Annotated in this window: 12 protein-coding genes; 5 read left to right on the top strand and 7 right to left on the bottom strand. The window is 56.4% G+C overall.

The features are described from left to right. The first annotated feature begins 13 nt into the window (after window positions 1–13). The 3 genes from GM154_RS03690 to GM154_RS03680 all read left to right on the top strand — a co-directional run bounded on the left by GM154_RS03690 (window position 14) and on the right by GM154_RS03680 (window position 3,986). Window positions 14–1,324: an MFS transporter gene (locus tag GM154_RS03690; protein WP_010795820.1), complete on the top strand. Its 1,311-nt coding sequence runs from the start codon at window positions 14–16 to the stop codon at window positions 1,322–1,324. Between the two features lie 142 nt (window positions 1,325–1,466). Then, on the top strand, window positions 1,467–3,209 hold the full coding sequence (locus tag GM154_RS03685; RefSeq protein ID WP_219651034.1) for a ClcB-like voltage-gated chloride channel protein: 1,743 nt from the start codon (window positions 1,467–1,469) through the stop codon (window positions 3,207–3,209). Between the two features lie 207 nt (window positions 3,210–3,416). Next, entirely contained in the window at window positions 3,417–3,986 is a 570-nt protein-coding gene (locus tag GM154_RS03680; protein ID WP_010795822.1) for an HD domain-containing protein, read from the top strand. A 2-nt stretch (window positions 3,987–3,988) separates the two neighbouring features. Here the strand turns inward: GM154_RS03680 and GM154_RS03675 are convergent, their stop codons facing one another. Beyond that, window positions 3,989–5,911, bottom strand: a complete 1,923-nt coding sequence (locus tag GM154_RS03675) for a PAS domain S-box protein (RefSeq protein ID WP_219651033.1) — start codon at window positions 5,909–5,911, stop codon at window positions 3,989–3,991. A gap of 178 nt (window positions 5,912–6,089) precedes the next feature. Here GM154_RS03675 and GM154_RS03670 point away from each other — a divergent pair, with 178 nt between their 5' ends. Then, window positions 6,090–7,439, top strand: coding sequence for a sodium:proton antiporter (locus tag GM154_RS03670; protein WP_219651032.1), 1,350 nt, complete (start codon window positions 6,090–6,092; stop codon window positions 7,437–7,439). Window positions 7,440–7,451: 12 nt separating this feature from the next. On the opposite strand, the gene GM154_RS03665 is transcribed toward GM154_RS03670, so the two are convergent. From GM154_RS03665 to GM154_RS03650, 4 genes are all read right to left on the bottom strand, one after another. Then, complete coding sequence (locus GM154_RS03665; RefSeq protein ID WP_074822007.1) at window positions 7,452–7,814, bottom strand: response regulator; 363 nt, start codon at window positions 7,812–7,814, stop codon at window positions 7,452–7,454. 27 nt (window positions 7,815–7,841) lie between these two features. Next, complete coding sequence (locus GM154_RS03660; RefSeq protein WP_219651031.1) at window positions 7,842–9,284, bottom strand: ATPase domain-containing protein; 1,443 nt, start codon at window positions 9,282–9,284, stop codon at window positions 7,842–7,844. 229 nt (window positions 9,285–9,513) lie between these two features. Next, complete coding sequence (locus tag GM154_RS03655; RefSeq protein WP_219651030.1) at window positions 9,514–10,152, bottom strand: peroxiredoxin; 639 nt, start codon at window positions 10,150–10,152, stop codon at window positions 9,514–9,516. A 58-nt stretch (window positions 10,153–10,210) separates the two neighbouring features. Beyond that, entirely contained in the window at window positions 10,211–10,792 is a 582-nt protein-coding gene (locus tag GM154_RS03650; RefSeq protein ID WP_219651029.1) for an alpha/beta hydrolase, read from the bottom strand. 274 nt (window positions 10,793–11,066) lie between these two features. On the opposite strand from GM154_RS03650, the gene GM154_RS03645 reads away from it, so the two are divergent. After that, window positions 11,067–11,240, top strand: coding sequence for a general stress protein (locus GM154_RS03645; RefSeq protein WP_010795829.1), 174 nt, complete (start codon window positions 11,067–11,069; stop codon window positions 11,238–11,240). A 690-nt stretch (window positions 11,241–11,930) separates the two neighbouring features. Here the strand turns inward: GM154_RS03645 and GM154_RS03640 are convergent. After that, window positions 11,931–12,197, bottom strand: coding sequence for a hypothetical protein (locus tag GM154_RS03640; RefSeq protein WP_010795831.1), 267 nt, complete (start codon window positions 12,195–12,197; stop codon window positions 11,931–11,933). 54 nt (window positions 12,198–12,251) lie between these two features. Continuing rightward, a complete protein-coding gene (locus GM154_RS03635) occupies window positions 12,252–12,461 on the bottom strand; it encodes a cold-shock protein (RefSeq protein WP_019367346.1) in 210 nt (69 codons plus the stop codon). Between the last annotated feature and the right edge of the window lie 326 nt (window positions 12,462–12,787).

Raw genomic sequence — 12,787 nt, 5'->3', positions numbered from 1 at the left:
GAGAGGATTCCGAATGGAAAGCACCGCCACCCTGGCCGCGGGCGTAACGCCCAAGACCACGTCACAGCGCATCAAATCCATCTTTAGTGGCTCCGTTGGCAACCTGGTCGAATGGTACGACTGGTACGTCTATGCCGCCTTCTCGCTTTATTTCGCCAAGGCCTTCTTTCCGCAAGGCGACCTCACCGCTCAGCTGCTGAACACGGCCGCCATCTTTGCCGTAGGTTTTCTGATGCGTCCCATCGGCGGCTGGCTGATGGGCGTTTATGCCGATAAAAAAGGGCGTAAGGCTGCGTTGATGCTGTCGGTCGTCATGATGTGCGGCGGCTCGTTGATCATCGCACTAACGCCCAGCTATGCCACCATCGGGGTAGCCGCTCCCGTCCTGCTGGTGCTGGCCCGCCTCTTACAGGGGCTTTCCGTGGGGGGCGAATACGGCACCTCTGCCACGTACCTCAGTGAGATGGCGACCAAGGAACGCCGTGGCTTTTTTTCCAGCTTCCAGTACGTCACACTGATCTCCGGCCAGCTCATCGCCCTGGCAGTATTGATCATCCTGCAGCTGACGTTGACCAACGAGCAGCTGGAAAGCTGGGGCTGGCGCATTCCGTTCCTGATCGGTGCGGCCTGCGCTGTCACCGCGCTATACCTGCGCCGTGGAATGGAAGAAACCGCCTCCTTCAAGAAAAAGGATGAAAGCGTCGTCCAGGAAAGCCTGATGCGTACGCTGATGCGCCACCCCAAGGAGCTGCTGACCGTGGTAGGCCTGACTATGGGCGGCACCCTGGCGTTCTACACCTACACCACCTACATGCAGAAGTATCTGGTAAACACCGTAGGCATGAGCAAGTCCGACTCGACCATGATTTCGGCGGCCACGCTGTTTCTCTTCATGCTGCTGCAACCCGTAGTAGGCGCGTTGTCCGATAAGATCGGCCGTCGCCCCATCCTGATTGCCTTCGGGGTACTGGGCACGATATTCACCGTTCCGATCCTGTCTGCGCTGCACACTATTCAGTCCATGTGGGGCGCGTTCTTCCTGATCATGGCGGCACTGGTCATCGTCAGCGGCTACACCTCGATTAATGCGGTGGTGAAAGCCGAGCTGTTCCCCACTGAAATCCGTGCCCTGGGTGTGGGTCTGCCCTATGCACTGACCGTTTCGATCTTTGGCGGTACCGCGGAATACGTAGCTCTGTGGTTCAAGAGCATCGGCATGGAGACCGGCTATTACTGGTACGTTACCGGCTGTATCGCCTGCTCACTTCTGGTCTACCTGTTCATGAAAGACACACGAGACCACTCCCGCATTACCCACGAATAATCCTTCCTCCAAAGGCCCCGCAAGGGGCCTTTCCTGTCGCAGCCAGCATCAATCAGGACGCTTTTGCCATCACAGGGGGATAGCCCTTGAGCGAGGCATGGTCCATGATCCGAACAGCATTTCTTGTGGCTTCGGATTGTTTATGAGGGTCATCACCCGGCTGGTATCGTCCTTTCGTCAAACCTGGCAGCACCTGAGCGAACGACTCGGCGATGCTGAAAACCTGAGTACCCTGCTCTGGGCCATCCCGATCGGGATCGTCGGGGCGCTGGTCACGCTGGGCTTTCGCCATGCGATTGACCTCATCCATCTCGCGGCCTTCGGCAAAACGGCCGACGTGGTCGAGCTGGCCCAGTCCAGCGAATGGTACATGCGCCTGATCGTGCCTACGCTGGGTGGGATCGTGGCGGGCTTCCTGCTCCTGCTCAGTCGACGCTATACCAAGGCCACGGCGCATTCGGACTACATGGAAGCCATCACCTTGGGCGATGGCCGTATCCCGGTTCGGCAGACGCTGGCACGCAGTTCATCTTCACTGTGCTCGATTGCCACCGGCTCCTCTATCGGACAGGAAGGCCCCATGGTGCAGCTGGCCGCCCTCTGCGCCTCTTTGGTGGGTCGCTTTCGCACGATCTCACCGGAGCAGATGCGGACCCTGGTGGCCTGCGGGGCCGCAGCCGGGATCACTTCTGTATACAACGCCCCGATTGCCGGTGCCTTCTTTGTGGCGGAGATCGTATTGGGCTCCATCGTGGCGGAGCGCATGCCTCCGCTGATCATGGCGTCCGTAATAGCCAACCTCACCATGCGCTCACTGCCGGGGTATCACTCAATCTACAGCGTACCGCTGTTCGAGCCCCTGAGCCTGTCGCAAGACCTGATGTTTATTCTTTTGGGCATCCTGCTCGGCGCGCTGGCCCCGCTCTTTCTCTGGCTGCTAGAACGCTCGCGCAAGCGAATCGACCAGATTCCCCTGCCGCTGCCCATCAAGCTGGGGTGCGGTGGCCTCGTGGTCGGCCTGATTTCGATCTTCTATCCACAGACCTGGGGTAACGGCTATAGCGTCATCAATGACTTCATCAACCACCCCTGGCCCTGGACAGCCGTGGCGGCCCTGCTGGTCTTCAAGGTCCTGGCGACAACCGCCTCAGCCGGTACGGGAACGGTAGGCGGCATTTTCACGCCGACCCTGTTTGTCGGCGCCGCCATCGGTGTGCTGTTTGCCAGCCTGGTCGAGCATCTCGCCCCTACCCTGCATGCGCCAACCTTTACCTATGTCGTGGTCGGCATGGGCGCGTTTCTCGCTGCCACCAGCCGGGCGCCGCTCATGGCAATCCTCATGGTGTTCGAGATGACGTTGAGCTATGACATCGTGCTGCCGTTGCTGCTGTGCGTGGTGGCTGGCTATTACATCAGTGGCGCATTCTCGCCCCGCTCCATGTACGCCGTGACCGCCAAAAACAACGAACTCTGGAAAGCCCGTAACCAGACGCGCAACCTCAAGGTTAAAGCCATTCTTAACGAGGGCGCTCAAACCGTACCAGCATCAGCCACGCTGGAAGAAGTGCTGCAAACGTTCCGCGAGCAGATCGTCAAGTTTGTGTACGTAATCGACGAAAATGGCCTGCTGGTCAAGATCGTCGCGCTGCGAGACCTCAACAGAGCCCAGGCGGCTGGAACACTTGATGCCAACCTGCTCGCCAGGGACCTGCCGGGTCATACGCTTCCCCTGCTGCACCCTTACGATAACCTCACGGTTGCCCTGGAAGCCTTCCTGAACCATCCCGGCGAACGCCTGCCGGTGGTAGAAAGCCAGTCCTGCCCCAGGCTTTTGGGCTATATATCGAAAAGTCAGGTCCTGGCGCACCTGAAGCTGTATTTATAAGGCGGGTTTTGCAGGGTATCGCCCCGGTGGCAATGCCCTGCTGTCTCTTGCGTCAGGCGTTAATGCGGGAAGACCCAATCTTCTCTCACCTTTTCACCTTTGTGCTGTCCAAGCCATCATCTATCGAGCGTCCCGCGCCGCGCCTGCACATTCAGGCCCTGCGCACTCGATTCGTTGTATTGATTCACCCTGACAGGAGTGGCCTGCATGACACTAAGCGAATTAATGGGAACACTCCGCTTTCTCAAGGATGCCGAGATGCTGAAGGATACCCTTCGCACCGCCTATACCCGCTCGGGAAAGCAGGAGAGCACCGCGGAACACACCTGGCGGCTATGCCTCATGGCCATGGTGTACGAAGACGAACTCCAGGGCATCGACTTTGCCAAGCTGCTGAAAATCTGCCTCATCCATGACCTGGGCGAAGCCATCAGTGGCGATATCCCGGCCGTGTTGCAACGGCCGGGCCTGAGCAAGTCCGGGCAGGAGCGCCAGGACCTGCAAACCTTGCTGGCCTCGCTCCCCGCGGAGCGTCAGGAACGTTTTCTGGCGTTGTGGGACGAGTACGAGAACGGCTCCTCTCCAGAGGCCAAGCTTGCCAAGGGCCTGGATAAGCTCGAGACCATTCTCCAGCACAACCAGGGCTTGAATCCGCCAGACTTCGATTATGGCTTCAACCTGAACTACGGCCGCCAATACACCTCCGCACACCCGCTGCTGGCTGCCATCCGTGAACAACTGGATGAAGAAACCGAGCGCAGAACAGTCGCTCACTAGGCCTACATCAAGTGAAACCGGGCCTTGCCGGCCCGTTTCGCCTCGTACATGGCCGTGTCGGCAGTCTTGATAAGGTCGTCCGCCGAGAGGGCGGAGCCCGGCGTGTAGAGCGTGATGCCAATACTGGCACTTACTCTGGCCTCGTAGTCACCCAGCCAGATCGGCGCCTGAATCTTTTCAAGCAGAAGGCTGGCCAGACGACACGCATCACTTGCGCCATCCACAAGCCCTTCCAGCATGACCGTGAACTCATCGCCGCCCAAGCGGATAACCTCATCGGACTTGCGGACGCCCTCCTGCAAGCGCTTTGCGATTTCACGCAGCAGCGCATCGCCGGCATCATGTCCCCGGGCATCGTTGACGGCCTTGAAACCATCCAGATCGAGAAAGAGTAGCGCCAGATCCACCTTGTTCCGCTCAGCTCGCGTAATGGCCTTGGGCAAGACGTCCATCAGGGCACGACGATTCAACAGTCCCGTCAGTGCATCATGGCGCGCTTCGTATTCACGTCTTGCTTCAGCCGCCTTGCGCTCGGAAATATCGTGCAGGAAAGCGCTGAAAAAGGACTGCCCCTCTACATTCAGAGCCCGGATACGCACCTCGACCGGAATATCAGACCCATCACGCCGTATGGCAGGCAGTTCCAGGCGCTGGTTGAGCACCTTAGCCTCACCGGTCGACAAATAACGGGCCATTCCCACCCGATGCGCTTCGCGCAGGGCAGGCGGAATAATCATGTCACTCAACGGCTGGCCCAGGGCTTCTTCCACCGTCCAGCCAAAGGTTTCGACTGCCTGACGATTCCAGGCTGTGACAATCCCCGCCTCGTCAATACGGACATAGGCATCATTGGCATGCTCGATCACGCTGCTGAGTTCTGCCTCACGCCGACGAAGCGCCTGCTCAGACTGTAGCTGGTGCGCCATTGCCTGAGATAGCTGCTCATTGGCACGTTGAAGCTCATGGGTTCGAAGCACTACACGCTGCTCCAGATCCTCCTTCAGAGCCGCCAGGGCCTCTTCGGCTTCCTTGCGCGCATGAACATCGATAATGATCGCGACGATGCTGCTGGCATTGCCGTCGTGATCCTCCAGACGGCTTACACTCAGCCGGACCCATACCGGCTCGCCCTGCTTATTGAGCGCCCGCCGCTCAAGGTCGATGGCATCGATCCTGCCGGTACTGAGCCACTCGGCCAACTGCCTGAACTCCTCCAGGTCGTCCGGATGAATAAGCTCCCAGAACGTCAGCGTTTGCAGCTCCTCGCGGCTGTAACCAAGGATGCGGCAGAGCGCATCGTTGATATCGATCCACCGATCATTCCTGCCTACCAGAGAGATGCCTACCGCAGCCCGTTCGAAAATGGCTCGAAACCGCGCCTCACGTGTCTCGAACACCGCTTTCGACCGTTTGACGTGACGGCGGGCCAGCAGGGTTGTTTCGCGCAGCTGAACCTCATGACAGACCAGGGCGGCCAGGTCGTTGAGCGCCTCAAGCTCTTCTGCCTCCAGCCTGCGCGGCGTTGTGTCCATGACACACAATGCACCGAGCGCCAGACCTTCGATACTCGTGATGGGGATCCCGGCATAAAAGCGAATATGCTTGCCACCCTTGACGAGATGATGGTTTTTAAACCGCTCATCCAGCGTTGTGTCTTCGATAAAGATAGCCTGCTGCGCCAATACCGTATGAGCGCAGAACGAGGACTCCCGACTGGTTTCCACGATATCCAGGCCAATCTGGGACTTGAACCATTGCCGCTTGTCATCCACCAGCGAGATATAGGCGATGGGCATACCCAGTGTACGTACCGCCAGCCGGGTAATCCGGTCGAAAAAAGGCTCGGCAGGCGAATCCATCAGCTCAAGCGCATTCAGGACGCGCAAGCGTTCGGTTTCGTAGGAAGGATCGGCTGCTGGCAACATGGCAATGGTCAGGCTAAAGCGGGACTATTTCACAGTCTGACAGATAAGCAGCCGTTTCTGCTCATGGTTTCGTCAGGCCACAGTATGTCATTGATAGCGTTTTGATCCGATAACCTGAACCAGTACGCCCTGTCATGTCTCGAACCATAACGTTTCAGTATCAGGTATCCATGAGCGCATGACTTTCATTCAATGGGCAGGCGTACTCAGTACGTTACTGCTGGTTCTGGCCCTGGCATCGGCCTACCTTCGCTGGCTTCCTGTCACTACATCCGTCGTTTGCCTGGCATTTGGCATTGCTATTGGCCCGCTGGGGCTGGGCCTCTGGCAGGAAAGCTTTCAGGACGTGGCCCCCTGGATGGAGCATCTGACGGAAGTTGCCGTTCTGATCTCCCTGTTCGTGACCGGACTCAAACTGCGATTACCCCTGACAGACCCGGCCTGGCGCGGTGCCTATATGCTGGCCGGACCGATCATGCTGTGCTGTATTACCGGCAGTACCCTGGTCTGTCACTACCTGTTTGGTCTCAACTGGGGCACCTCCCTTCTCATCGGCGCGGCCCTGGCCCCTACCGATCCGGTCCTGGCCGGACTCGTCCAGGTCGTCCATGCCCGGGACTTCGACCGGGTGCGCTACTCGCTGTCCGGTGAGGCAGGCCTTAACGACGGCACGGCCTTTCCGTTTGTTGCCCTGGCCTTGCTGGTCATGCACCACGATAGCGTACAGGCCGACTGGCTGGGTGAATGGGTTCTGCATCGCCTGCTCTGGGCCGTGCCTGCAGGTCTTCTGATCGGCTACACCCTGGGGCGGTTGATGGGGCGATTTTCCATCTACCTGCGGATCAAGCACCGCGATAGCGTCATCTCTCCCAATGACTTTCTTGCACTGGCCCTGATAGGTCTGGCTTATGTACTGGCCGATCTGGTCGGCGCCTGGGGCTTTCTTGCGGTGTTTGCAGCGGGCGTGGGGTTGCGTCGAGTGGAGGTCTCATCCTCCGGCCACGCCAAGATTCCAGCCGAGGAGCAGACCCAGCCGGTACTGGGTCACATGACCGGATCGGTCGTACAGGCCGACCGGCTCGACCAGGACAAATTGAGCAGCCCCACCGTGGCAGCCGGTGTGCTGATGGGTGACATGCTGGCCTTTGGCAACCTGCTGGAACGCTCCCTGGAAGTGTTGCTGGTCACGCTGCTGGGCGTATTGCTCTACCCCCACTGGGACTGGCGCGCGGCAGGGCTGGCGCTGATATTGTTCTGCGTGATCCGCCCTTTAAGCGTGTACTTGCTGATGGGTCGACGTTGGGCGACCCCTGCCCAGCGCACACTGATCGGCTGGTTCGGCATACGAGGGATCGGCAGCCTGTACTACCTGAGTTATGCCCTGAACCACGGCCTTACGGAAGGCTCACTCAAGGACAGTATCGACATCACTTTGACCGTCGTGACTATCAGCATCCTGCTGCACGGAGTCACTACCCAGCCCTTGCTGGATCGCTATGAGCGTAAACATGCGAAAGAACAGGCATGAGCTGGCGCGGGCTTATACCGTGTCGGTAAGTGCTTTGACCGTGTCGATGACTTTGAAGACGTCGAAAGGCTTTTCGAAGATGGCATTGAACAGATGCTGGTTCTGCTGAGCGATATGCGCCTGCGCACCGGTGGTCAGGATGATGGGTATCGCCTTGAGATCGGGATGGTCATGAATGGCCTGGGCCAACTCCATGCCATTCATCAAGGGCATCATGAAATCCGTAATGACCAGCGCAGGCTGCTCGCGCAGCAAGGCATCCAACGCCTTTTGGCCATTGCTGGCCGTTTTGACCTGGAACCCCGCATCCTCAAGCGCGAACGAGAGAATTTCAGCGATTAAAAACTCGTCATCGACCACCAGAATCGTCGTCATGTATTTACCTTCCCTGTAATGACGACATCAGCCCTGACTGTTCGACGTTGCTGAGCCTGAAAGAACCATCTCCGCATTTCTGAAAGCCTTAGCTAAATCAATACCACTATCACTGATAACAATTTCACGAAGTGACGGGTCGAAGTGGCTGTCCCGCACCTTCAATATGGAAATGACCCGCTTGAGTTCGGCATTCATTTCCGCAAAGCGCATCATGAACAGATTGTCTGTAATGCCTGACAGTTCAGGCGCAGGCGCATGAATATCCGACCCGAAGAGGTCTTTCATCTCCCACGTGCCATACACTGTGACACCCATAGACCTGAGCTGGTTGGTGAGCGCGGTAAAGAATTCCATGAGTCGATCCTCCTTGCTGGCCATGCGAGCAATGGCGCCGAGGCTGTCAATCAATAACCGCCTGGCCTTCAACCGGCGGACCTCATCAATAATCTGATGGCCTACCTGGTCCAGCTGCAACTCAATCGTTGGCTGCCAATGAATATGTACAGCGCCGCTATCGATCAGGCCGCCCAGATCCAGCCCCATGCTGCGTGCCTTGATCCGGAGCCTGTCTGGCGTCTCGTAAAACCCGAAGATCACGCCGGGTTCTTCCAGAGAGGACTGGGCAATAAAGCTCAGGCCCATGGAGGTTTTGCCGCTTCCTGACGGCCCCATCAGCAAGGAGATGGAGGATCGGCTAAGGCCTCCTGCAAGCATCTGGTCAAAACTGGTCAGCCCTGTGCCGACTCGGCGCTCATCAATCTGCTCCGGACGATAAGGCGTGTTGTAGACAGCCTCGAGTCTTGGATAGACCACAAACCCATCTTCAGTGATCTGATACTCATGCAGCCCGGCAATTGCAGGGCTACCACGCGTCTTGCGCAGGCTCATGCGACGAATGGAGCGCACGCCACGAAGCTCTTCACCCACGTCCAGCACCCCGTCGACCATGGTCAGCTCCGGGCTGCCGTCATCCAGGCGCGAGCTGGTCAGAAACAGAACCGTACAATTGGCAAAGGCGGCATGGGCCTGCAATTCGGCGATGAATCGCTTCGTGTCCAAAGGCGTTTCGGCTCTGGAGCGGGCATTGAGCAGTCCATCGACCACCAGCAGCGTCGCCTTTTGCCGGGAGATTTCCCGGCGCAGCAGCTTGACGACCGGCTCCAGCCCTTCCTGCTCCATGGTGTCGAACGCACTAAGGTATTGGATATCACCGCCGATCTGGCTGTGATCGAAAAAGCTGAGCGTGGAAAGAAACTGGAACATCCGCTCATGGGATTCGGACAACAACGTGGCGAACAGGACACGCTCACCCTTGCGCACATGGTTGAAGGCAATCTGATTGGCCAGAATTGTCTTGCCGGAACCCGGACGGCCCTGAATGATATATGACGCGCCGGCCACAAAGCCGCCCCGCAATAAGGTATCCAGCCCCTCGATTCCACTTTCCAGGCGCGTTAGTTGCTTCAATTCGATTGGCCCTGCCAAAGAGTAAAAGTCATTGATCGACCACACCGGAGCGGTCTGAACAGGTCGACAAGACTATGACTCGGCGCCTCAAATATCCAGACGAATGCTTCGGAGAGAGGCCCAGGGTACTTATCAGAGATGACAAATGAGCAGGAGTTCTCAGACGGCAACGCCTGGGGCACCACGCCTGTAGAGACGGGAGCGGCAACTGCCGCTCCTCGGGGGAATGTTACTTGTCTGGCTGGGGCGTCATGCGCAGGTAGGGACGCAGCGCCTGATAGCCTTTCGGGAAGCGCTGCTTGATCTCGTCTTCATCCTTGAGCGAAGGCACGATCACCACATCGCCACCCTGCTCCCAGTTGGCTGGCGTAGCCACCTTATGGTTATCGGTCAGCTGCAGCGAATCGATCACCCGCAGGATCTCATTGAAGTTACGTCCCGTGCTGGCCGGGTACGTGATGATCAGCCGGACCTTTTTGTTCGGGTCGATGACAAACAACGAGCGAACCGTCAGCGAGTCGTTCGCGTTCGGATGGATCATGTCGTACAGGCCCGACACTTTTCGATCTTCATCGGCAATGATGGGAAAGTTGACGGTGGTCTTCTGAGTGTCGTTGATGTCATCGATCCAACGGCGGTGAGAATCGGCCGGATCGACCGACAGAGCAATGACCTTGACGTTTCGGGCTGCGAATTCGTTCTTTAGCTTGGCCGTGAACCCAAGCTCTGTCGTACAGACGGGCGTGAAATCGGCCGGGTGCGAGAACAGCACGCCCCAGCTATCGCCCAGCCACTCGTGAAAACGAATACGGCCTTCGCTGGAATCCTGTTCGAAATCGGGTGCTATATCGCCCAATCTAAGGCTCATGGTGATCCTCCTGTATCGGTTCAAGGGGCCACCTGCCTGGACAGATGGTCCGGATAAGTTAAGCCCGGTATCGTGACGTTCGCTCGATTTGATGCTGCAGCTGGTACAGGAATGTGAAACCGTCCTCCCAGCGTTCATGACCGGACTTCACATTGATGTGACCAACATCGGCCAGGATCGTTGAGGCGGCGCCCCAGATATTCGCCAGATAACGCGCGCGCTCCGGTGTGGCAGTGGGGTCGTTACCGGAGCCGACAAGCAGCGCCGGAAACGGCAGAGCCTGCCGAGGCAATGGCGCAAAATTCTTTAGCGGCGCGGGACAGGCCGGCCGCTCGACGTCTGCGGGTGCAACCAGCAACGCACCGACTACACGCTGTCTTGTTTCAGGGTCGGCCTGCTGGGCCCAATGGGCCACGGTTGCACAGCCCAGGCTGTGAGCGATAAGGATAACCGGAGCGTGGCAGGCCTTCAGGCTGCGCTCCAGTTCATCCACCCATTCCTGACGTTGCGGCATGAACCAATCCTTTTGCTCTACCCGAGAACAATCAGGCAGAACACGCTGCCAGTGGCTTTGCCAATGATTGTCAGGCGAGCCCTGCCAGCCGGGAACGATCAGATAGTGTATCGGGGTGGTGCCCATGGCGATGCCTCTACAGGAGTCATGCCAGCAGTGTACGCACACCTAAAATACGCACAAAGAATAAGTAATAATTGATTTATTATTTAATGGAATAAGGCTTGTTCCTCGATAAGCTGCCGCGCTTTGGCCTGAATGATTACGCCCCCTATGCCATTGGTCTTCTTTCTTACCATCAGCCCGTAATATCTGAACTCCCGGCGGATATCCCTCTCCTTACCTAGGAAGGCTGTTGATCATCAATAGCCGAATCAGGGTTTCCCCCTGGAGAATTCAAATGACTGCTAAAAACGACAACCCAGGAAATTTTGCCAACGACCGCGAAAAAGCCTCCGAAGCAGGTAAGAAAGGGGGTCAGAACAGCGGCGGTAACTTTGCCAACGATCGCGAGAAGGCCTCTGAAGCAGGCAAAAAAGGTGGCCAGAACAGCCATGGCGGCGGCCGCAGCTAGCAGCTGAGTGGTTGAGCGGAGGCCCAGCTTCCGCTCAAGCTCTGTTTTCAGGCGCTGCTGAAGACACTTCCTACCGTTTGAGTAAATCCACGCTTTTACCAACCTCTAATACCCCTCTTTGATCGTCACCCTCCCTGACATGACCTGATCGCTCGCTTCAGACGTATCTGCCTGAGCGATAGAAAGAGCCTGCTCTTTGGAGTATTTCGGCCTCCAGAGAAGAGCTCAAGCGCATGAGGGTCTGGCATAGCCTCTCTAAAATAGAGCTACACAGAGACATCTGCCTTAAGCGTGTAAAAGTAATAACCTGATGAGGGCAATTGGGAGTTGCCAGAGGGCTTATGAATTAAATTGGTAGAACAGACACACCGATAACCAGAGCTTAAAAACAATACCGGTAAAAAGCCGATTTCATCTTCCTATGGTTTGCACAATAGCGGCATCGCTGAACTCTTCCACCCGCAACAATTTCAGCGAAGCGAGAAACGCATGAGCCTGATGTTCATGGCGAAATTCAATAGACGGCCGCTGGGATTCAGTACACATAGCCGGTATGTTTCTTTCCTGCCATACCACCGTGACCAACTTTCCTCGTAATGAACAGCTATGTAGCGTTCTTCCGTCACTGGTCTTGATTGTCCAGGCAGTCATGAAGTACCTGTATAGTTAATGAATAACCGTTGCGCCTCGTTAAACTTTGGCCAGACTATTCTTTCTTCGAATATCAAACTGATTATCTATTTCACGCTTGATGCCCGTCACCCACACTTGCGCCTCAGCCTGGCTCATTTGATAAGGTGAACTATTTCGTCTGGCTTCTAGAATGGTAATACCGCTTTGCTGATTGAAGATGCGTACGGCGAAGCCTTTTTCGCTCTCTTCTAGCACTTGGAAACCCAAGGGCAGAAACTGCGACTTCATATAGGTGAGAACAGGGGCTGATACGTCAGTTGACATGAATTTTCCTTACGCTAATAAACGTGAAAAACCCCGGCTTGGCGGGGCCTTATGTCAACGCTCTCTGACCTGTCCCGCTTCGAAGCCCTTAGGCCCTACGATCAACTGATAACTCACAAGCTGGCCTTCATTCGGGCCTCTGAAGCTTCGGTTTTCAAAAGATTTCGTATGAATGAAAAGGTCTGGTCCTTCTTGCGGAATAATAAAGCCAAATCCTTTATCTTCACTAAACCACTTGATAGTGCCTTGATGTCTAATGGACATGATTTTTCTCCTGGGTATGAATCACGGCAGCCTTTGAAATGCGCCGAGACTGCACCTAACGGGCAGAGGAACCGAGGAGATGATTTCAGACAGGCCATCAAGTCAGCATCGCGGTGACAATTAGCTATACAGTAAGGCCACTGTACTCTCTTTCACGTCCATGTGTTGCTTTTATACTGAACCTAGACGGACGGAATAAATGAAAAAAAAATATGACCATTATTACTCCATTATTTATGCTTCCCAAATATTATAGGTCTGCCATTTATTTGGTCTAACACTCTGATTTCATTGAGCAAGTGTTATTTAAACCGTTTCTTAGCAGA

It is taken from the genome of Pseudomonas sp. MAG002Y (genome assembly GCF_019400845.1).
GTDB lineage: Bacteria > Pseudomonadota > Gammaproteobacteria > Pseudomonadales > Pseudomonadaceae > Chryseomonas > Chryseomonas luteola.
The sequence above is the reverse complement of the archived record's forward strand: the minus strand, read 5'-3'. Positions and strand labels throughout refer to the sequence as shown.

Bases quoted from the DNA above. Each gene is read 5' to 3' on its own strand.
- GM154_RS03690 (WP_010795820.1), top strand. From the start codon at position 14: ATGGAAAGCACCGCCACCCTGGCCGCGGGCGTAACGCCCAAGACCACG.
- GM154_RS03680 (WP_010795822.1), top strand. From the start codon at position 3,417: ATGACACTAAGCGAATTAATGGGAACACTCCGCTTTCTCAAGGATGCC.
- GM154_RS03640 (WP_010795831.1), bottom strand. From the start codon at position 12,197: ATGTCAACTGACGTATCAGCCCCTGTTCTCACCTATATGAAGTCGCAG.
- GM154_RS03655 (WP_219651030.1), bottom strand. From the start codon at position 10,152: ATGAGCCTTAGATTGGGCGATATAGCACCCGATTTCGAACAGGATTCC.
- GM154_RS03670 (WP_219651032.1), top strand. From the start codon at position 6,090: ATGACTTTCATTCAATGGGCAGGCGTACTCAGTACGTTACTGCTGGTT.
- GM154_RS03685 (WP_219651034.1), top strand. From the start codon at position 1,467: ATGAGGGTCATCACCCGGCTGGTATCGTCCTTTCGTCAAACCTGGCAG.
- GM154_RS03645 (WP_010795829.1), top strand. From the start codon at position 11,067: ATGACTGCTAAAAACGACAACCCAGGAAATTTTGCCAACGACCGCGAA.
- GM154_RS03675 (WP_219651033.1), bottom strand. From the start codon at position 5,911: ATGTTGCCAGCAGCCGATCCTTCCTACGAAACCGAACGCTTGCGCGTC.
- GM154_RS03665 (WP_074822007.1), bottom strand. From the start codon at position 7,814: ATGACGACGATTCTGGTGGTCGATGACGAGTTTTTAATCGCTGAAATT.
- GM154_RS03635 (WP_019367346.1), bottom strand. From the start codon at position 12,461: ATGTCCATTAGACATCAAGGCACTATCAAGTGGTTTAGTGAAGATAAA.
- GM154_RS03650 (WP_219651029.1), bottom strand. From the start codon at position 10,792: ATGGGCACCACCCCGATACACTATCTGATCGTTCCCGGCTGGCAGGGC.